Genomic DNA, 19,796 nt, shown 5'->3' on the forward strand with positions numbered 1-19,796 from the left:
ATGATACCACTTCAAGCATTAGGAGGATTACTACTGTCAGTCGATACGCTCTATCTCATCGGGGGAATTCTCCTGCTGTATCTCGGTGCGGAGTTACTGGTCGATAGCGCCTCGTCGCTGGCTATCGGCTACGGTATCGCGCCCGCGACGGTCGGCGTCACCATCGTCGCGTTCTCGACGACTGCACCCGAACTGTTCGTCAGTCTCGTCGGTGGTATCGGTATCTCGGACGACATCGGACTGGGCAACATCATCGGTTCGAACATCGCCAACATCGGGTTAGTCCTCGGCGCGTCGGCGCTCGTCCAACCGTTGTCGGTCAACTCGAAGGTCCTCTGGCGACACGGGCCGTTCATGCTCGCGGCCGCGGTCTTGCTCGTCGTTCTGGGGAGCGACGGGACGCTCGGCCAGATGGACGGCGTCGGGATGCTCGCCCTTCTGGCAGTCTTCACGGGATACATGCTCTACAACTCCCGCTCGGCGGACGAAGAGGCCGTCCCCGACGAGATGCAGATCGAGGAAGCGTCGGGGTCGGTGACGCCTCGACAACTCGCCATGCTGGCGGGCGCGGGAGTCTGTCTTCTCGCTGGCTCGTTCGGACTCGTGCAGGGCGGCACCGGTCTCCTCCGGTCGTTCGGCTTCGGCGACCTCTTTATCGGCATCACCATCATCGCGTTCGGCACGTCGTTGCCCGAACTGGCCACCTCGCTCGTGAGTTCGCTCCGCGACGAGGCCGAGTTCAGCATCGGGAACGTCGTCGGGTCGAACATCTACAACATCCTCGCGGTTATTGGCCTGCTCGCGGTGGTCAACCCGCTGGCCGTCAACTCCAACGTCCAGACGTTCCACTTCCCCGTGATGATCGCGTTTACCGTCGGTGCGATGGCGCTGATGGCCTACGGACGAAACATCTCGCGGTGGAGCGGTATCGCGCTCATCGGTGCGTACGGTGGGTTCGTTTACCTTCTCTTCCCCTGAGATAGAACGCAAGACCTACTTTTCGGGATGCGCTATCCCCGAGCAGAATGTTAGGTCGCTTACGTCATCCGCTCTCCGCGGTCGGCGCGACCACGGCGCTCACGCTCCCGTGGCTCTACATCTGGGCGACGGGAAGCACGCCCGCCCTGACTCACCTCCAGACGGTCGCCATCTCCGGCATCGCGGTACTCGGGGCATCCTTCATGCTGGCGTGGGGTGCCGAGACGGCCGAAAAAGACGTACCGCGCGCGTTCGCGCTGGCCGTACTGGCGGTCCTCGCGGTCGCTCCCGAGTACGCGGTTGACGCGCTCTACGCGTGGACCGCCGGAGCGAACGTCGGCACCGAGCGCGGCATGGAGGCCGCGAACCTCGCGGTCGCAAACATGACCGGCGCGAACCGCATTCTCATCGGTCTGGGGTGGTCGGGCATCGCGCTGTTCACGGTGTATCGAACGCTTAGCTCGGAGGACCCCGCGGTGGTCAAGGAGTCGGGATTCCTGAAGAGCAAGGTGCAGATAGACCGCGACCTCGCAACCGAAATCGCGTTTCTACTGGCCGCGACGGCCTACGCCTTCTTCGTGCCGTTCGGCGCTGGCATCGGCATGGTGGATACTCTCTTCCTCGTCGGCCTGTACGCGATTTACATCGGTATCATCATCCGCGGCGAGGTGGACGAACACGACGAACAGGTCGGCGTTCCGGCGTACTTCCAGAGCTTCTCCAAACTCCCCCGCGTCGCCAGCGTCCTCCTGCTGTTTGGCTACTCGGGCGGAATGATTTACACCGCGGTCCACCCCTTCGCGCACGGCTTGGAAGAGTTGGGACTGGCGCTGGGCATCCCGCCCTTTTTCATGATTCAGTGGATTGCGCCGCTGGCTTCCGAGTCGCCCGAACTCATCGTGGTCGCGTACCTCGTCAATAAGGCGCGTTCGACCGCCGGGTTCAACGCGCTCATCTCCTCGAAGCTCAACCAGTGGACGCTCCTCATCGGGACGCTCGCTGTGGTCTACAGCATCGCCTCGGGCGCGGTCGGGTCGCTCCCGTTCGACGAGAAACAGCAGGCCGAAATCTGGATTACGGCGGCCCAGAGCTTCTTCGCGCTGGGAATACTGGCGAACTTCGAGATTAGCGTCCGGGAGGCAATCGTCCTGCTCGTACTCTTCCTTTCGCAGGTCGTCGCCGAGTTCGCCGTCATTCGGATACTGGCCGAACCGCAGGCCGGTGAGTGGAGCATGCTCATTCTTTACGCCTACACCGCGGTCTACCTCGTCCTCGGCGCGGCGCTGTTCGTCCTTCGGCGCGGCGAACTCCGAGGCATCTTCGACCGCACGGCCGCGAACGCCCGCAACGCGCTCCCCGGCGGCTCTGACCCGGTCGAACACGCCGACTGAGACCGGTCGTCGCCGACGGGGCGACGCTATTTTCGTGTCCTCTGGACGACGCTATCTTCCCCGTCGTCTCCGACGACGCTATCCGACGCGCTTTTCTTTCGGTCCTGCCGTAGTTTCTCGCGTGATTGCCATCGTCGTCAGCAGAGCCGACTCGGCCTCCGAACACATCGGCGACCACCTGCTGGACCTCGCGGACTGGGAGCGACGCGAGGACGACGCCCGCCCGGACGCCGAGGGCGGCGGACCCTACTACCGACTCGACGGGACGAGTCGAGACGCTTCCTTCGAACTCCGAGAGTTCGACGCCCTCCACCTCGAAATCGAGGAGACGGCCGCGGCGTTCGGCGAACCGAACGCCGCGGAAGCGACCGACTCGGGCGCGTCCGAATCGGCCGCCGCCGATTCGGACACACCCGACCTACTCGTCTTCGTCTCGCGCCACTCCGGAGACACCGGCCCGCTCCTGACGGCCCACTTCACGGGCAACTTCGGCCCGGCCGACTACGGCGGCGTCGAGGGCGGTCTCGCGGAGGCGTGCCCGAACGCCCACGCGCGCCTGTTAGCGGCGTTCGCGGACCACGCGCCCGACTCCTACGAAGTCGGGATGGAGTGTACCCACCACGGTCCCTCGGAGGTGGGCGTCCCCTCGCTGTTCGCGGAACTGGGAAGCGACGAAGCGCAGTGGGACGACCCCGAGGGCGCGCGAGCGGTGGCGAAGGCCGTCCTCGACTTGGCGGGCGTTTCCCCCCACCGCGAGCGGCAGTTGGTCGGATTCGGCGGGGGCCACTACGTCCCCCGGTTCGAGCGCATCGAGCGCGGGACCGACTGGACCGTGGGTCACATCGCGGCCGACTGGGTGCTGGACGCGATGGGGTCGCCCGAGCACAACCGCGAGGTGGTCCGGCGGGCCTTCGAGGAGAGTCGCGCCGAGCGCGCGGTCATCGAGGGTGACTATCCCGACCTGAAGCGAGTCGTCGCGGACCTCGGCTACGACGTGGTGAGCGAGACGTGGGTCCGGGAGACGACCGGCGTTCCGCTCGAACTCGTCGAAGCTCTCGAAGCCGACCTCTCGGCGATTTCGGCGGGCCTGCGCTTTGGCGACCCCGCCGAGGAGTTCGCGGACGACACGGATGGTCTCGCCGACGACAGAGACCGCACTGGAGAGATGGACGACGCCTACGAGGTCGTCGAACTGCCGACCGACCTGCTCACGGAAGCGCAGAGTATCGACGACGAGGCGACCCGCGAGGCGGTAATCGCCCGAACGCTCGCGTTCGAGACCGAGCAGAGCGGGAGTCGCGCGGCGGGCCGGGCCGCGGTCCGCGATGTGGACGACCGCGAGGCGTTAGTCGAGACGCTGGCGGACCTACTCCACGAGAAGTACGATTCGGTCGCGCGCGAGGACGGCGCGGTCGTCGCGCGCCAGACCGCGTTCGACCCAGAGAAAGCCCAGACGCTCGGGGTCTCGGAGGGACCGGCGTTCGGAAAGCTCTCGGCCGGGCAGTCGGTCACGGTAAACGGCAGAGAAATCGAACCCGAGACGGTCCAGTCGGAACGCGTTCGCCGATTCGACGCGTGAGTTTCGGCGCTCGCGTCCGCGAGCGGCCGTATCTGTCAGACATCCGTCCGACAGAGAGGGGAAAGATAATTACGCTCCGTTCTCAAGCCAACTTCAGCATGGACTCGCTAGTCGAAGACGCCATCGAGGAAGCCGAGGGGGGACAGCAGGACTCCCGACAGGCCAGCTCGGGGACTGGGGCCCAGTCGCAGGCCGCGAATGCGTCGGGGACGATGACCGACGAGGAACTCAAAGACGTTCTGCAGGACCTCCAGACGGATATCACCGTCGTCGGCTGTGGCGGTGCCGGTGGCAACACGGTCAATCGCATGGCCGAGGAAGGCATCCACGGCGCGAAACTCGTGGCGGCCAACACGGACGTACAGCATCTCGTAGAGATCGAAGCCGACACCAAGATTCTCATGGGCGAGCAGAAGACCCAAGGCCGGGGCGCTGGCTCGCTCCCGCAAGTCGGCGAGGAGGCCGCTCTTGAGAGTCAGGAAGAGATTTACGACGCGATTCAGGGTTCGGACATGGTGTTCGTCACCGCCGGACTCGGCGGCGGGACGGGGACCGGTTCCGCGCCGGTCGTCGCCAAGGCCGCCCGCGAGTCGGGCGCGCTGACTATCTCCATCGTGACGACGCCGTTCACCGCGGAGGGCGAGGTCCGCCGGACCAACGCCGAGGCGGGACTAGAGCGCCTGCGCGACGTTTCTGACACGGTTATCGTCGTTCCCAACGACCGCCTGCTCGATTCGGTCGGGAAGCTTCCCGTCCGCCAAGCGTTCAAGGTCGCCGACGAGGTGCTGATGCGCTCGGTCAAGGGCATCACGGAACTCATCACGAAACCCGGTCTCGTCAACCTCGACTTCGCCGACGTTCGGACTGTCATGGAGAAAGGCGGCGTGGCGATGATCGGTCTTGGCGAGAGCGATTCCGACGCCAAGGCACAGGACTCGGTGAAATCCGCGATGCGCTCGCCGCTTTTGGACGTGGACATCTCGGGCGCGAACTCCGCACTCGTGAACGTCACGGGCGGCAACGACATGTCCATCGAGGAGGCCGAAGGCGTCGTCGAAGAGATATACGACCGCATCGACCCCGACGCGCGCATCATCTGGGGGACCTCCATCGACGAAGAACTCGACGGCGAGATGCGCACGATGATCGTCGTCACCGGCGTCGAGTCGCCCCAGATTTACGGCCGCAACGAGGCCCAGCAGGCCAAGGCCAACAAGCGACTGCAGGATATCGACTACGTAGAGTAACTCGCCGTCACGAATTTCGGGAGCAGTTGGGGGCCGCCCTGCCCCGTTCTCTCCTCGGTCGCACTCTTGAGAGCGCTCGCTGTAGCGACGACGAAGTAAGCCGGAGAAATTTTCGACCCGGACGCCGCGACACGAGAGCAATAGATAGAAAAAGGACGCTCTCTAAGCCCCGGTAACATGGACATCAAGCTCGACCTCTCGTCGTACGTGCGAGTCCTGAAACTCGCCAGCACGCCCTCGTGGGAGGAGTTCTCGAAGATTTCGAAGATTGCGGGTGCGGGAATCATCCTCGTAGGACTGCTCGGCTTTATTATGTTCGCCATCATGAGTTTCCTCCCCGCCTAGGTGATCTAGAATGCCAATGTACGCAGTCAAGACGACCGCGAGTCAGGAGCGCACCGTGGCGGACATGATTATCACCCGCGAAGAGCCGGAGATTCACGCCGCGCTCGCGCCCGACTCGCTGACGAGTTACGTGATGGTCGAGGCCGACGACGACGCCGTCATCAACCGCGTCCTCGAAGAGATTCCCCACGCCCAGAGCATCGTGCCGGGCAAGAGCGACATCTCCGAGGTCGAACACTTCCTCTCGCCGACCCCCGACGTGGAGGGCATCGCGGAGGGCGACATCGTGGAACTCATCGCTGGACCGTTCAAAGGCGAGAAGGCGCAGGTCCAGCGCATCGACGAGGGCAAGGACCAAGTGACAGTCGAACTGTACGAGGCGACCGTTCCGATTCCGGTGACGGTTCGGGGCGACCAGATTCGCGTCTTGGACTCCGAAGAGCGGTAGAGGCTTTTCGAGCGAGGTCGTTTTCTGGCGGTACGTTTCGAGAGAGAGTGAAGTAGTGAGAAAATCGAAAGGCAGAGCGAAGCTAGCTACTGCCGAAACCACTCATACCGCACGGCACCGCACCGCGACCGCGAACCTCACACCTCCCCAACCTCCTCCCTTACTCCCTCCGGTCGTTCAGTCGTCCACCGGAAGACAAACCGCGTCTTCCGAGCCTGCGCTCACGTCCGTTCGCGCAGACCTCGCGCGGATGGACGCGACGCCGCGGGGTCGCGCCCGCACGCGCCGGGAGAGAAATTACCCGTCGCTTTCGAGAGACCGAACCCAAATCCGCGCTCCGAGAACAGCAGGAGAACGAAACCGATTATCCACGTAGCGACAGAAATGTTGTCCGCTGACCCCCGAACCGTCAGGCTTCGACCGCCAGACCGGCTTCTCCCAGCGCATCCTCGGCAGAGGAACCGTCGTGGACCACGCTCGTCACGGCGCGCGTAATCGCCTCGGGGTCGTCGTGCTGGAAGATGGACCGGCCCATCGAGACGCCCGCTGCGCCCGCGTCCATCGCGCCGCGGACCGCTTCGAGGGTCGCGCGGTCGCCTTCCGGTTCGCCGCCAGCGATGACGACCGGGAGGCGCGTCGATTCGACCACGCGCTCGAAGCTCTCGGTGTCGCCGCTGTAGGCGGTCTTCACCACGTCGCTCCCGACCTCCTCGGCGAAGCGGACCGCGTGGCCGAGACTCTCGGCGTCGTGTTCGTCCACGCCCGGCCCGCGGGCGTAGGCCATCGCCAGCACCGGCACGCCGTATTCGGCGGCCTCCTCGGTGACGCGGGCGAGGTCTTCCATCTGCTCGCGCTCGTACTCGCTCCCGACGTTGACGTGGAGCGACACCGCGTCCGCGCCTGCACGGACCGCCTCCTTGACCGTGCCGGTCATGCGCTTGTCGTTGTTGTCCGGTCCGATGGAAGTCGAGGCGTTGAGGTGGACGACGTAGCCCGCGCCGTTCTTGTTGTCGTGGACTCGCGGCGCGATGCCCTTCTGCGTGAGGACTGCGTCCGCGCCGCCGCGGGTCACGGCGTCGATGGTCGATTCGATGTCCACGAGACCGTTCACCGCGCCCAGTGTGATGCCGTGGTCCATCGGGACGATTACGTGTGTCCCATCTGTGCCGATTCGTTCGAGTCGTGCCGCAGTTCCTACGTCCATAATGTGTGAATATGTAGCAAAGAGTGGTTATTTGCCTTCCGGTTCCGGAAGGTCTGGTGCGCCAGCGAGCGCGCCCTGTTTGAGTTCGCGGGCCTTCGCTTCGAGGCGGTCTGCGGCGTCGTCCTGTTCGGCAACGATATCTACGAACGCGCTCCCGACGATGATGCCGTCCGCGCCGCCCGCGACGATTTCTCGGGCGTGGCCGCGCTCGCTGATGCCGAACCCGACCGCCTTCGGGAGGTCGGTTTCGGCGAGGCGGTCGAGGCTCCCGTGGGTGTCGTCGCTCACGTCCGAGCGCGCGCCCGTCGTGCCCAGTCGCCCCTGGACGTAGACGAACCCCGAGGCGCGGTCGAGCATGCGGTCGAGTCGCTCGTCGGTCGTCGTCGGCGCGACGATGAAAACGAGGTCGAGACCGTGTTTCTTGCAGGCGTCTTTCAGCGGGTCGCTCTCGTCTACCGGCAGGTCCGGGACGATGATGCCGGAGATGCCCGCCTCGGCGGCGGCCGCCACGAAGGGTTCGGGACCCTCCCGTCCGTCGCCAGCGTCGTACTGGTAGATGAGATTGTAGTACGTCATACAGACCAGCGGTACGTCCACCTCCTCGCGCAACTCGGCCACGAGGTCGAAGTACCGGTCTGGGGTCATCCCGGCGTCGAGCGCCCGGCGGATGGCCTGCTGGATGGTCGGTCCCTCCGCGATGGGTTCCGAGAAGGGCAGGCCGAGTTCCACCACATCGGTCCCGCCGCGGACGAGCGCCCGGACGTACTCCTTCGTGGACTCGGCGTCGGGGTCGCCCGCCGCGACGTACGAGACCAGCGCCGGGTCGTCGGCGAAGGCGTTGCGGATTTCACTCCCCATGCTCGAACACCTCCATCGTCGGCGCGGCGTCGAGATTCCGCTTGTCGCTCTCCTCGATGACCGTATCGAGGTCCTTGTCGCCCCGTCCGGAGACGTTGAGGACGACGAGGTCGCCCAGTTCGTCGGGATTTTCTTCAAGGTAGGCCAGCGCGTGGCTGGATTCGAGCGCGGGGATGATGCCCTCCATCTTCGAGAGTCGGTGGAACGCTTCGAGCGCGGCGTCGTCGCCGACGTTGACCGGCCTCACGCGGCCCTCGTCGGCGAGGTGGGCCAGTTCCGGGCCGACGCCGGAGTAATCGAGTCCGGCGCTCACGCTGTGGGATTCGAGAATCTGGCCGTCCGTACTCTGGAGGAGTTTGGTGCGCGCACCGTGGAGGACGCCCTCGTCGCCGGTCGAGAGCGAGGCTGAGTGAGGCGCGAGTCCTTCGTCCTCCTCGATTGTGAGACTGGACCCGCCCGCCTCGACGGCCACGAGGTCTACGTCCTCGTCACCCACGAACTCGTGGAACGTCCCCATCGTGTTCGACCCGCCGCCAGCGCAGGCGACCACGCTGTCGGGGAGTCGGCCCGCCTGCTCTCGAATCTGTTCGCGGGCCTCCTCGGAGATGACCGACTGGAAGTCTCGGACCATCCGGGGGAAGGGGTGTGGACCCACGATGGAACCGATGACGTAGTGGGTGTCCTCGACGTTGGTCGCCCAGTCGCGCATCGTCTCGTTGATGGCCTCCTTCAGCGTCCCCGACCCGATGTCTACTGGGTTCACCTCGGCGTCGTGGATGCGCATCCGGAAGACGTTGGGCCGCTGGCGGTTGATGTCGGTCCGACCCATGTAGATTTCGCAGTCCATGTCGAGGTACGCACAGGCCATCGCCGTCGCGGTGCCGTGCTGGCCCGCCCCGGTCTCGGCGACGATTCGCTCCTTGCCCATGTACTTCGCCAGCAGGACCTGTCCCAAGGCGTTGTTCAGTTTGTGCGCGCCGCCGTGGAGCAGGTCCTCGCGTTTGAGATACACGTCTCGGTCGTACCGCTCGCTCAGGCGGTCGGCACGCTGCAGGGGCGTGGGGCGTCCGCCGAAGTCACGCAGGCGCTCGCGGAACTCGTCCATGAAGCCGTCCTCGTTGTCGAGGACGTAACGCTGGTAGGCGTCAGTCAACTCCTCTATGGCGGGCATCAACGCCTCTGGGACGTACTGGCCGCCGTACTCGCCGAACTTGGATTCGCTACTCATGTCTGTGTCACCGTCGTATTCGTGTCAACTGCCGCGTGTTCTCGGTTACGTTGTCGAGCGAGTCGTTCGCTCGACTTCCGGAGTCGTCGGACTCCGAAACGCCGTCCATAATCGCGCTCCCGACCAACAGGCCGTCAGCGCCCGCCCCGATCATCCGGCGGGCGTCGTCAGGCGTGGCGATACCGCTTTCGGCGACCAGCGTCACGTCGTCGGGCGCTTCGGGCGCGACGCTCTCGAAGGTTTCGAGGTCCACCTCCAGTCGGGCCAAATCGCGGTTGTTGACGCCGACGATGTCGGTCCCGGCGTCGAGGGCCGCCCGCAGTTCCTCGCGGTCGTGAACCTCCACGAGTGGCTGGAATCCGCGCTCCTCGGCGGCCGCTACGAGGTCCGGGAGGTCGTCGCCGAGGAACCGAGCGATGAGCAAAACTACGTCTGCCTCCACGGTGTCGAGTTGCGCCTCGCGCAGAAGGAAGTCCTTCCGGAGGACCGGCACGTCAACCGCCGCGCGGACTCGCCGCAGGTTCTCGGGCGACCCGCCGAAGTGGTCGGGTTCCGTGAGGACCGAGAGGGCGGCCGCACCGCCCTCGACCATCGCCTCGGCGAGCGCCACGGGGTCCTCCTCGCGGGTCCCCTCCGTGGTCGGACTCGTCGGCTTCACTTCCGCGATAACCGGCGCGCGCCCGTCGGTCTCGGCGTCGGCCAGCGCCGCGGGGAGCGACCGCGCGTCCACCGAGACCGGCCCTCGATCGGGGTCGCCGCGGCCCTCGGCGGACCGCAGGATGGCGGCGACCGCGGGTGCGAGTTCGTCGCTGTCGTTCATCATTGTACAATGACGGACGGAATTGTACATAAGACTTGCGTCTACCCGGACCGCGGACCGGCGACTGTTCGGAGGCGTTACTCGGTCACACCGAGGAGTTCGATTCCGCCTTCCGTCCGACCGTCGGCGAGGGCACGTCTTCGACCGCTTCGGCGTGTCGGTCCCGGAGCGTCTCGAAGCGCGACTCTAACCTGTCGAACGCCTCGCTCGACCGTCTGGCCCGGCGGGAGGTCGCCGCCCGGAGCGCCCGACGCTTCTCGGCGAGCGCCGCGAACGTCCGGACCTCCGGACTCCGCGAGGCGAGGGCGTCGAACCGCTCGACCGTCGCGCGAAACTGCTCGCGGGAGATGGGCTTGCGGAGGTACACATCAACCGGCGCGGCCACGAGGTCGAAATCGGGCGTGGCGCTGGTGACGAACCCCGTGAAACGGTCCTCGCCGACGCCCGCGATTATCTCGCGGCCGGTCGCGTCCGGCAGTCGTCGCTCGGTCAGGACTGCGTCGTAATCTCGCTCGTCGGCCGCAAGCGCGGCGTCGGCGTCCGCGGCGGTCGGGACGCCGACGGCCGCCGAGTACCACTCCTCGTAGAGCGTCCGGAGCGTCGGTTCGCCCTCCACGAAGAGAACTGTCGGCTTCGTTTCATTCTCGTCCATATTTCCGGTGCTTGAGTCGCAAAATTATAAACTCCGACGCGCGTTCCCACCTCCGGGAATCACCTCACAGCATTTGAATGACAGGAAATAAGGTCCGAGCGTGGCCCGAGATGGTATCGCTGTAGACGCGTTAGAACTGTTGGACGGGTACACCTGTGCGATTCTGTCCGCGGCGAGTTCGCGTCCGGTCCCCGCAAAGCGGATACGCGAAGCGTTTGGTGTCCCCGACTCGACGCTGTATCGGCGTCTCCCACGACTCGTTGACCGGGGCTTGCTCGCCGAACGGACTCGAATCGACGCCGACGGGAATCACTATCGAGTCTATCGGTCCCGAATCGACCGAATCGTCTTCGAGGTCGGGGACGACGCCGCGACCGCTCGCGTCTTCACGGCTGACGGTCCGACGCGCGCCGAGACGTGGCGGTTCGACTGACGACCGCCCGCGGAATGTTCAAGTCCGGCCCGCCCGAATCAGGCGGCATGGACATTGACGACGCAGGCGGAGACGACGGCATTACTGGCATCTTCGCGCGCGAGTCGTCGTATCTGGACCGATACGTCCAGTTCGGGACCGCGAGCGGTCGAGTCCTCAGCGTCTCGTTTCCCGAGACGCCCGACGAGGAGGCCGCCGAGGACCACGACCTCTTCGAGCGCATCTTCGACTACCTCGACGGCATCGAGGACGACGACTTCTCAGACGTGGAAATCGCGCTCACGGTTCCGACCGACCAGCGCCGCGTGCTGGAGGGCGTCCGCGAGATTCCCTACGGCGACCAGATAAACGTCGAGACGCTGGCCCGAATGACCAGCGGCATCGACCACACCGACGACGAGGACCTGAATCTGGTCCGGACCGCGTTGGACGAGAACCCCGCGCCGCTTCTGATTCCCGACCACCGCGTCCGCGACGGGCCGAGCGCCGCCCCCGCCGCGGTCGAACAGAAGTTGCGCTCGCTGGAAGGACTGTGAGACGGGGCGCGTGTCGCCCGGCGTCGGCCGACCCTCGCGGCGACCGATAACAGAACCGATAAACGCTCCCGACAAAATGTACTGACCATGCAGCGAGCGCCGCAGAACTTCGGGCGCGTCCTCTCCTCGATGTGTACCGTGCCCCACCCCGACGCCCGCGAGGCCGCCGAGCGATTCCTCGCGGACAACCCCGGCGACCCGACGACCTATCCGGCGGTCGCCGAACTGGAGCGCGAGACCGTCTCCCTCCTCGGGGAGATGACCGGTCTCGACGACCCGCACGGCTACGTCGCCAGCGGCGGGACCGAAGCCAACCTACAGGCGGTCCGGGCGGCCAGAAACCTCGCGGACGCCGACGACCCGAACGTCGTCGCGCCCGAGAGCGCCCACTTCAGCTTTCAGAAGGCCGCCGACGTGCTGGACGTGGAACTCCGACTCGCGCCAGCAGACGACGACCGCCGGGCCGACCTCGCGGCGGTTCGACGACTCGCCGACGACGAGACCGCGCTACTCGCGGGAGTCGCTGGGACCACCGAGTACGGCCGTGTGGACCCGATTCCGGACCTCGCGGAGATTGCGCGCGAGGTCGGGGCGCTCTTCCACGTCGATGCCGCGTGGGGCGGATTCGTCCTGCCCTTTACCGATTGGGAGTGGGACTTCGCGGACGCGCCGGTGGATACGATGGCCATCGATCCCCACAAGATGGGCCGCGCGCCGGTCCCCGCGGGTGGCTTTCTCGCCCGCGACGAGGCGACTCTCGACGCGCTCGCGGTGGATACGCCCTACCTCGAATCGACCTCGCAGGCGACCCTGACCGGCACTCGGAGCGGCGCGGGCGTCGCTGGCGCGCAGGCCGCGATAGACGCCCTCTGGCGCGAGGGCTACCGCGAGAACTACGAGCGCGGACAGGCGAATGCAGAGTGGGTGGCCGCCGAACTCGAAGCGCGGGGCTACGAGGTCGTTGACCCGGTGCTTCCGCTCGTCGCGGCCGACATCCCCCGCGAGGAGATTTCGGCGCTCCAGTCGGAGGGGTGGCGAGTCTCGCCCACCGCGACCGGCGAGTTGCGGATCGTCTGCATGCCCCACGTCACCCGCGAGATGCTCGAAACGTTCCTCGCGGACCTCGATTCGGTCTGAGCGCCCAACCGGTTTTCCGACTCGTCGGCGTTCGTGACACCAATGGACGCCTCCGACGCGACTGCCGAGTCTCGCCCGAGTCAGTACCGATTCCGGCGCAGGGAGCCGTGAAAAAACGAAGGCAAAAAGCTGATAATCGTGGTTTGCTGTCTATCCACTTGTGTTCGGTATCGTTGCCCCCGTGTTCGTCGATGGGCTGGCTCTCGGGTCGTTCGAGTGGTTAGAACACGCCGTCGAGACCACGACGGGGTGGGCGGGGCTGGCCATCATTTTCGTCTACTCGTTCCTCATCGCGTTCGCGTTGCCCGGCGTGAGCGAAGTCGTGCTGGCCGCGCCGCTGGACCTCGGTCTCTCGCGGGCGGGACGACTTGCGCTCATTATCGTCGTCAGCGGCGTCGGTAAGGCCGCCGGGAGCATGCTCGCGTTCCACATCGGCCAAGAGGCCAAGGAGTCGGGACCCATCATCAGCTTTCTCCGGCGCTCGCGGTTCGATGTCATCGAGTGGTCCGAGAAGAAGACGGTCCAACTCGCCCAGAAGTGGGGGTACGTCGGGATGGCGCTGGCGCTGTCAGTTCCCTTCTTCCCCGACACCATCTCCATCTACGCCTTCGCGGTCCTCGAAGAGGACTACGGGAAGTTCGCGCTGGCGACGTTCGCCGGGAGTGTCGGCCGACTGCTCGTGACTCTCTTCCTCGTGGGTTCGACCGTGGCCGTCCTCTGACTCTCCGGCGTTACTGGATTTCTCACCTGAAACCCCCTGCCGTAGCGGGGAGTGCCGCCGAGCGAAGACTTACGGGCCGTCCGGCCTCACTCCGTGGTATGCAGTCTATCGAGGTGAGCGACCGTGGCGGATAGCTCGCGGGTCGTACAGGGGTCCGTCGTACTCGTCGGGGTCTTCGCGGCGGTGGCGCTCGGGTGGCTCCTGTTCGTGGCAGTTCCCGAGGGCAACCTCGCCAGACTCCTCGGCGTCGTGTTGGCCGTGCTGGCGGGCGTCCTCGGCGCACGGGCGGCCGGAAACCTCGCGTCGCGGTGGGCCGCCAGTTACGACGTGGCGGAGGTGGCGGTTGAGGGACCAATCACCCGCGACGGCGGCGGTAGTTCGATTCCCCCGCGACCCGGCGGCACACCCGCCGACGACGTGGTCGAGCAGATAGAGCGCGCCGACGAGGACGACGCCGCGCGGGCGCTCCTCCTACGACTCAACACGCCCGGCGGCGAGGTTGTGCCGAGCGACGACATCCGACTCGCGGCCGAGCGCTTCGACGGGCCGACGGTCGCCTACGCGACGGACGTGTGCGCCAGCGGCGGCTACTGGATAGCTAGCGGCTGTGACGACATCTACGCCCGCGAGGGAAGCATCGTCGGCTCCATCGGGGTCATCGGCTCGCGGGTCAACGCCAAGGGGATGGCCGACAAGCTCGGGCTGGAGTACGAGCGGTTCGCGGCGGGCAAGTACAAGGACGCGGGCCAGTCGCTCAAAGAGATGACCGACGACGAGCGCGAGTATTTGCAGGGCATCATCGACGGCTACTACGACGAGTTCGTCGAGCGCGTGACCGACGGCCGGGAACTGAGCGACGAGCAGGTCCGAGACACCGAGGCGAGGGTGTATCTGGGCGACGACGCCGCATCCATCGGACTGGTGGACGAACTCGCCACGAAGCGGCAGGTCGAGGACCGCCTCGCCGCGGACCTCGGCGTCGAGGGGGTCACGGTCGAGGAGTTCGAACCGGACCGCGGCGTGATGGATCGCCTCCGCGGCGGCTCCCAAGCGGTTGCGTACGCCTTCGGCGCTGGCGTCGCCAGCGCGCTGGGTGGCGACAGCGGCGACGTGGACGGGTTCGAGTTCAAGTTGCGATAGGTCGGCGCTCGACTCGTCGCGGACTCGTCTCGCAGCGGGAGTTCGGATTTTCTCGCGTATCTGTACCTTCGACCCGGCGCGTGCGGGCGCGGCCCGCAAGTGGCCGCGCCCATCGCGTGAGGGACGAACGACTGAGCGAAGCGAAGGAGTGAGGAGGTTGGGGAGGTGTGAGGCCCTCGCGGGGCGGTGCGGTTGCGGTTTGAGTGGCGTCGGCAGTAGCTAGCTCCGTCCCGGTCGCACCGTCGTTCTCCGCGAGTAGAATCAGCGAGCAAAACCACCTCTCCCCGCGAACTCGGGACCACCGACCACTCGAAACCCCCCGAAGACCGGAGAAAGGGAAAACCTGCGAACCGAATCGACGCTCGCCTACTTCACTTGAACCGGAACGTCTCCAGATTCTTCGGCGCGAACGTCCGCATGTTGAACTCGTGGTAGAGCGACGACGAGAGGTCCTGCGTGGAGGACTCGTCGCCGTGAACGCACAGCACCTTCTCGGGCCGCGGGTTCATCGTCTTCACGAAGTTCATTAGGCCCTGCCGGTCGGCGTGGCCGGAGAAGCCATCGACCGTCTCCACGTCGAGTTCGAGCGAAAGTTTGCCGTTGCGGCCGCCGCCGCGGTTCAGCGGAATCTCGTCCCAGCCGTTCTGGATGCGTCGGCCGAGCGTCCCTTGGGCCTGATAGCCGACGAACGTCATCGTGTTGTCGGGGTCGCCGCCGAGGTGTTCGAGCCACGACATGATGGGACCGCCCGTGACCATGCCGGAGGTCGAGATGACGATGCACTCGTCGCCGTCGGCGACCTCTTGGCGCTCCTCCTCGCCGCCGTCGATGTGGTTGAACTGGTCGGCGAGGAAGGGGTTCTCGTCCTCGTGGAAGATGCGGTCCCGCAAATCGTCGCGTAGGTACTCGGGGTAGGTCGTATGGATGGCCGTCGCCTCCCAAATCATGCCGTCCAAGTGGACCGGCATCTCGGGGATGTCGCCGTTGCGCATCGCCTCCTCGATGACGAGCATCATCTCTTGGGAGCGACCCACCGCGAACGCGGGGATGACGACTTTCCCGCCCTTCTCGTAGGTCTCGTTGATGACCTCCTTAAGCCGTTTCTCGGAGTCCTCTTGGTCGGTCTGGTAGTCGTTGCGACCGCCGTACGTCGATTCGAGGACGAGCGTCTCGACTCGCGGGAAGTCGTTGACCGCGCCGTTGAACAGGCGCGTGTCGTCATAGTGGATGTCACCCGAGAACGCGACGTTGTACAGGCCGTCGCCGATGTGGAAGTGCGAGACCGCGCTTCCGAGGATGTGACCCGCGTTGTGGAGCGTGAGTTTCACGTCGGGCGCGATGTCGGTCACGTCGCCGTACTCCAGCGGGATGGTGTGTTTGATGGCCTCCCGGACCATCTCGGAGTCGTACGGCGGCGCGCGGCCCTCTTTGGCGGCCACGTCGAGGTAGTCGAGTTGGAGCAGGCCCATCAGGTCGCGGGTCGGTTCCGTCGTGTAGATGGGACCGTCGTAGCCGTACTTGAACAGGAGCGGAATCAGCGCCGAGTGGTCGAGGTGGGCGTGGGTCAGCACTACCGCGTCGATGGTGTTGGCGCCCGCGCCAAGCGCCTCCTCGACTTGGAGATACGGCACCTCGCCCTCCGCGCCGGGCTTGTCGCCGCAGTCGATGAGAATGCGGGTCTCCGGTGTCGAGAGGATGAAACTCGCGCGACCGACCTCCCGGCAACAACCGAGCGTCGTGATACGGACGTACTCGTCGTCGGACATCTCCTCGCGGTGAATCTGGCGACCCACCTTTTCGAGGATGTCCCGGCGCTCGTCGCGCTCCTGTTTCAGGAAGTTCCGGACGTTCGAGACCGTCGAAGACTCGATGGGCGGCGTCCGGACGACTTCGGGCGTCCAGCCGACTTCTTGGGTGATGTCTCGGAGCGTGGACCCGTGCTTGCCGATGACCATGCCCGGCTTCTCGGCTTCGATGACGACCTCGCCCGTGTCGGCGTGGAAGTCGAGGTCGGTCACTCCGGCCTCCTCGGGGATGACATCGAGCACTTGCTGGCGGGCGTCTTCGGGCCGCGACAGCACGTCCGGGTCGGGCCGGACCGTGATGCGCTTGCGAAGTTGGCTGGCCAACTGCCGGATGAGGTCGCCGTTTCGGGCGAACTTCTTGGGGTCGCGCGTGTACACGACCAGTTCCGGGCCTTCGTACTTCACGTCGGATACCGAGATGTCACTCGGTAACTCGCTCGTAATCTCTGCTCGCAGGTCCTCTAACTGCTGGTCTACTTTACTCATAGTGAAAAAGTGGTTCCGTCTGTCCGTACTGGGACTCTACTCGTGGCTCGGCCGACCGGTCGTGTGCCTCCGCGTGCTACTCGCTCACGGTCGCACGTCGGACCGGTCGAAACGCCGTCAAGACTACGATGTAGAGTACAGCACAGCATAGATTTCCTTCTCCGCGGGATGTGGGAACTCGCGTCAGCGAGTCGTCCACGTCCCCGAGACCACCGGGGATGACCGGACGCTCACTCGGGGACGCAGGAAAACCCGCTTACGCGCCATTAGTTGCCGATGTTATAAAAGCCTTCTCAAAGCGGGCATCGCCGCGCTCTGGGTCGCGCCTGCGGGACCGACCGCTTCGAAAGCGGACAGACACAAGTCGGCGGGCGACCATCCTCCGACCATGCGACTGACTCCCGAGCGCGTCGCCGACGAGTACGAGTGGGTCCGCGACCGGGCGGACGTGGTGGTACCGCTCATCAACGAGGTCCGCGCGGGCCTCGGCGACCTCTTCGAGACGGAGGTCTCCGAGGTCGGCTCCGAGGCCTACCGCGAGGAAGTGGACGCGGTCTTCGCTGACGGCGACCGCGCGGTCAACGTCGCGGCGCTGGTCGCCGTCCTCCGTGAGTTGGACGTGGCAGGCGACTATCCGGGGTTCGTGGTAGACGAGATGCTGGGCCGGGAACTCGCCGGAACGGTCGCCGGGACCCAACCGCTCCGCCTGCTCGGCGAGGCGACGTTCCACTACGCGGACGTGAGCGTCCACGCTGACGAGGGCGGCGAGGCGCGAAGCGCCTCGGGAGAACGAGCGGGCGACGCCCGCGAGACCGCGGGAGCGGACGACCTCGACGCGGCGCTCGCGGCCGGGTTCCAGACGCGACTGCCGGGGTGGGACTGGCAGGACGGCGAGAGTCCGTTCGCCGTCGAAAATGCGGACCGCGGTTGATAGCGTCGTCGGACTCGACGCTCCGGTGTATCGCCCGCGACGCCCGGCCAGCGGCATCGACTGAAACACTACCACAGCTTCATCGCCTTTAAGACCGCATCGAAGAAACCAGTACCCAATGAGCGACGACGAGCAGGAACTCGGCATCACCGAAAGTAAAGAACACAGTCCCGGAGACTGGTACGCAGAAGTGGTCACGAAGGCGAAACTCGCCGACTACGCGCCCATGGGCGGGTTCATCGTCACCCGACCCCGCGGGTACGCCCTCTGGGAGGGCGTACAGGACTTCCTCGACGAGCAGTTCAAGCAGACCGGCGCGCAGAACACCTACTTCCCTGCGCTCATCCCCGAGAGCTACCTCGAACGCGAGAGCGACATCGTGGAAGGGTTCGACCCCGAGGTGGCGTGGGTGACCCACGGCGGCCACGACGAACTCGAAGAGCGCCTCGCGTTCCGACCCACCAGCGAGTCCATCATCACGCCGTTCATGAGCCAGTGGGTCCGGAGTCACCGCGACCTGCCCCTGCGCCTGAACCAGTGGTGTAGCGTCATCCGCTGGGAGGCCACCGAGACCAAGCCGTTCTTCCGGACCAAGGAGTTCCTCTGGCAGGAGGGCCACACCGCCCACGAGACCGAGGACGAGGCGTGGGACGAGACGATGACCCGTCTCGACCAGTACGAGAGCCTCTACGAGGACGTGCTGGCCATCCCGGTAATGCGGGGTCGCAAGCCCGCACACGACAAGTTCCCCGGCGCGGACACCACGACGACCGTCGAGGCGCTGATGCCCGACGGCAAGTCCGTGCAGGGCGGCACCTCCCACTACCTCGGGCAGGGCTTCGCGGAGGCCTACGACCTGACCTACACCGACACCGACGAGGAAGAGAGCGTCGCCCACACGACCTCGTGGGGTCTCTCGTGGCGCGCGCTCGGCGCGCTCATCATGACCCACTCCGACGACCAAGGGTTCATCTGCCCGCCCAAAATCGCGCCCGAGCAGGTCGTCATCGTCCCCATCTGGCAGGAGGACAACCGCGAGGAGGTTCTGGACTACGCCGAGGGCGTCGCCGACGACCTCGAAGACGCCGACGTGCGCGTCGAACTCGACGACCGCGACGAGCGCAACCCCGGCTTCAAGTTCAACGAGTGGGAGCTAAAGGGCGTCCCCGTCCGCATCGAAATCGGTCCCAACGAGGTCGAGGACGAGGAACTCACGGTTGTCCACCGCCCCGACGGCGAGAACGCGGTCGAGGACCGCGAAAACATCGGCGAGACCATCCAGACGCACTTCGACCAAGTGTACGCGAAACTCTACGACGACGCCAAGGAGAATCTGGAGGAGAACGTCCGCGAGGCCTACGAAACCTCCCAAATCTTGGGCACTATCGGCAAGCACGGCGGCTACGTCAAGACGCCGTGGTGCGGCGACGAGGCCTGCGAGCAGGTCATCAAGGAGGAGATTTCCGCGGAAATCGTGATGGTCCCGATGGACCGTGACGAGGAACCCATCGGCGACGAGTGCGGCGTCTGCGGCGACGAGGCCTGTGAGACGGCCTACTTCGCCAAGTCGTACTGAGAGTCGTCGTCGTTCGGTTTTCTGTCGGCGGTTTTCGAGATGTTTCGTGAACTGGAAAGGGTAGAGCAAGACTAGCTTCAGGCTTGAACAGAGGGATAGCCGTAAATACCTGTTCTGCGGGAGAGTCAGCGAAAAGCTAGCTTCCGGCTTGAGCAGAGGAGTCTACCGCACAGCACCGCCCGCATCAGCCTCATTCCTCCCCAACCTCCTGCGTTTCTCGGCCGTCGGCCTGCGATACTCGTCCCTCGCGCGACGATGGCGCGGCCACTGACGGGCCGCGC

The 19,796-nt window shown here is 65.6% G+C and carries 19 protein-coding genes; 13 read left to right on the top strand and 6 right to left on the bottom strand.

All coding sequences use genetic code 11. From position 1 onward, the window contains the following. The 6 genes from EP007_RS11125 (at position 1) to EP007_RS11150 (ending at position 5,988) form a co-directional block, all read left to right on the top strand. Positions 1-978, top strand: coding sequence for a calcium/sodium antiporter (locus EP007_RS11125; RefSeq protein WP_128477721.1), 978 nt, complete (start codon positions 1-3; stop codon positions 976-978). 47 nt (positions 979-1,025) lie between these two features. Continuing rightward, entirely contained in the window at positions 1,026-2,369 is a 1,344-nt protein-coding gene (locus EP007_RS11130; protein ID WP_128477722.1) for a sodium:calcium antiporter, read from the top strand. Between the two features lie 121 nt (positions 2,370-2,490). Next, entirely contained in the window at positions 2,491-3,948 is a 1,458-nt protein-coding gene (locus tag EP007_RS11135) for a D-aminoacyl-tRNA deacylase (protein ID WP_128477723.1), read from the top strand. 98 nt (positions 3,949-4,046) lie between these two features. Further along, positions 4,047-5,195 (top strand): cell division protein FtsZ, encoded by a 1,149-nt coding sequence (ftsZ, locus tag EP007_RS11140; RefSeq protein WP_128477724.1) that lies wholly within the window; start codon positions 4,047-4,049, stop codon positions 5,193-5,195. A gap of 177 nt (positions 5,196-5,372) precedes the next feature. Next, the gene (locus tag EP007_RS11145) at positions 5,373-5,540 is read left to right on the top strand and encodes a protein translocase SEC61 complex subunit gamma (protein WP_128477725.1); all 168 of its coding nucleotides are present in this window, start codon (positions 5,373-5,375) and stop codon (positions 5,538-5,540) included. Between the two features lie 10 nt (positions 5,541-5,550). Beyond that, entirely contained in the window at positions 5,551-5,988 is a 438-nt protein-coding gene (locus tag EP007_RS11150; RefSeq protein ID WP_128477726.1) for a transcription elongation factor Spt5, read from the top strand. A 409-nt stretch (positions 5,989-6,397) separates the two neighbouring features. Here the strand turns inward: EP007_RS11150 and EP007_RS11155 are convergent, their stop codons facing one another. From EP007_RS11155 to EP007_RS11175, 5 genes are all read right to left on the bottom strand, one after another. After that, complete coding sequence (locus EP007_RS11155) at positions 6,398-7,192, bottom strand: 2-amino-3,7-dideoxy-D-threo-hept-6-ulosonate synthase (protein ID WP_128477727.1); 795 nt, start codon at positions 7,190-7,192, stop codon at positions 6,398-6,400. A 27-nt stretch (positions 7,193-7,219) separates the two neighbouring features. Next, positions 7,220-8,050 (bottom strand): tryptophan synthase subunit alpha, encoded by an 831-nt coding sequence (trpA, locus tag EP007_RS11160; RefSeq protein ID WP_128477728.1) that lies wholly within the window; start codon positions 8,048-8,050, stop codon positions 7,220-7,222. Then, on the bottom strand, positions 8,040-9,278 hold the full coding sequence (gene trpB, locus EP007_RS11165; RefSeq protein ID WP_128477729.1) for a tryptophan synthase subunit beta: 1,239 nt from the start codon (positions 9,276-9,278) through the stop codon (positions 8,040-8,042). Before trpB ends, trpA begins: the two co-directional genes overlap by 11 nt. A 7-nt stretch (positions 9,279-9,285) precedes the next feature. Beyond that, entirely contained in the window at positions 9,286-10,098 is an 813-nt protein-coding gene (trpC, locus tag EP007_RS11170) for an indole-3-glycerol phosphate synthase (protein ID WP_128478577.1), read from the bottom strand. 85 nt (positions 10,099-10,183) lie between these two features. After that, positions 10,184-10,750, bottom strand: coding sequence for a HalX domain-containing protein (locus EP007_RS11175; protein WP_128477730.1), 567 nt, complete (start codon positions 10,748-10,750; stop codon positions 10,184-10,186). Between the two features lie 100 nt (positions 10,751-10,850). Here EP007_RS11175 and EP007_RS11180 point away from each other — a divergent pair, with 100 nt between their 5' ends. The 5 genes from EP007_RS11180 (at position 10,851) to sppA (ending at position 14,717) form a co-directional block, all read left to right on the top strand. After that, positions 10,851-11,183: a helix-turn-helix domain-containing protein gene (locus tag EP007_RS11180; protein WP_128477731.1), complete on the top strand. Its 333-nt coding sequence runs from the start codon at positions 10,851-10,853 to the stop codon at positions 11,181-11,183. A 47-nt stretch (positions 11,184-11,230) separates the two neighbouring features. After that, positions 11,231-11,719 (top strand): MGMT family protein, encoded by a 489-nt coding sequence (locus EP007_RS11185; RefSeq protein ID WP_128477732.1) that lies wholly within the window; start codon positions 11,231-11,233, stop codon positions 11,717-11,719. An 87-nt stretch (positions 11,720-11,806) separates the two neighbouring features. Further along, positions 11,807-12,856, top strand: a complete 1,050-nt coding sequence (gene mfnA / locus EP007_RS11190) for a tyrosine decarboxylase MfnA (protein ID WP_128477733.1) — start codon at positions 11,807-11,809, stop codon at positions 12,854-12,856. A 160-nt stretch (positions 12,857-13,016) separates the two neighbouring features. Beyond that, positions 13,017-13,577, top strand: a complete 561-nt coding sequence (locus tag EP007_RS11195) for a YqaA family protein (RefSeq protein WP_208023489.1) — start codon at positions 13,017-13,019, stop codon at positions 13,575-13,577. A gap of 123 nt (positions 13,578-13,700) precedes the next feature. Continuing rightward, positions 13,701-14,717: a signal peptide peptidase SppA gene (gene sppA / locus EP007_RS11200; RefSeq protein ID WP_128477734.1), complete on the top strand. Its 1,017-nt coding sequence runs from the start codon at positions 13,701-13,703 to the stop codon at positions 14,715-14,717. Positions 14,718-15,088: 371 nt separating this feature from the next. Here sppA and EP007_RS11205 read toward each other — a convergent pair whose 3' ends face one another. After that, a complete protein-coding gene (locus tag EP007_RS11205) occupies positions 15,089-17,008 on the bottom strand; it encodes a beta-CASP ribonuclease aCPSF1 (RefSeq protein WP_128477735.1) in 1,920 nt (639 codons plus the stop codon). A 388-nt stretch (positions 17,009-17,396) separates the two neighbouring features. Here EP007_RS11205 and EP007_RS11210 point away from each other — a divergent pair, with 388 nt between their 5' ends. Together EP007_RS11210 and proS are read left to right on the top strand one after the other, a co-directional pair. Next, positions 17,397-17,939 carry a hypothetical protein gene (locus EP007_RS11210; RefSeq protein WP_128477736.1) on the top strand — a complete coding sequence of 181 codons (543 nt, stop codon included), beginning with the start codon at positions 17,397-17,399 and terminating at the stop codon, positions 17,937-17,939. 118 nt (positions 17,940-18,057) lie between these two features. Further along, positions 18,058-19,515, top strand: coding sequence for a proline--tRNA ligase (proS, locus tag EP007_RS11215; RefSeq protein WP_128477737.1), 1,458 nt, complete (start codon positions 18,058-18,060; stop codon positions 19,513-19,515). The last annotated feature ends 281 nt before the right edge of the window (positions 19,516-19,796 follow it).

It is taken from the genome of Halorussus pelagicus (genome assembly GCF_004087835.1).
GTDB lineage: Archaea > Halobacteriota > Halobacteria > Halobacteriales > Haladaptataceae > Halorussus > Halorussus pelagicus.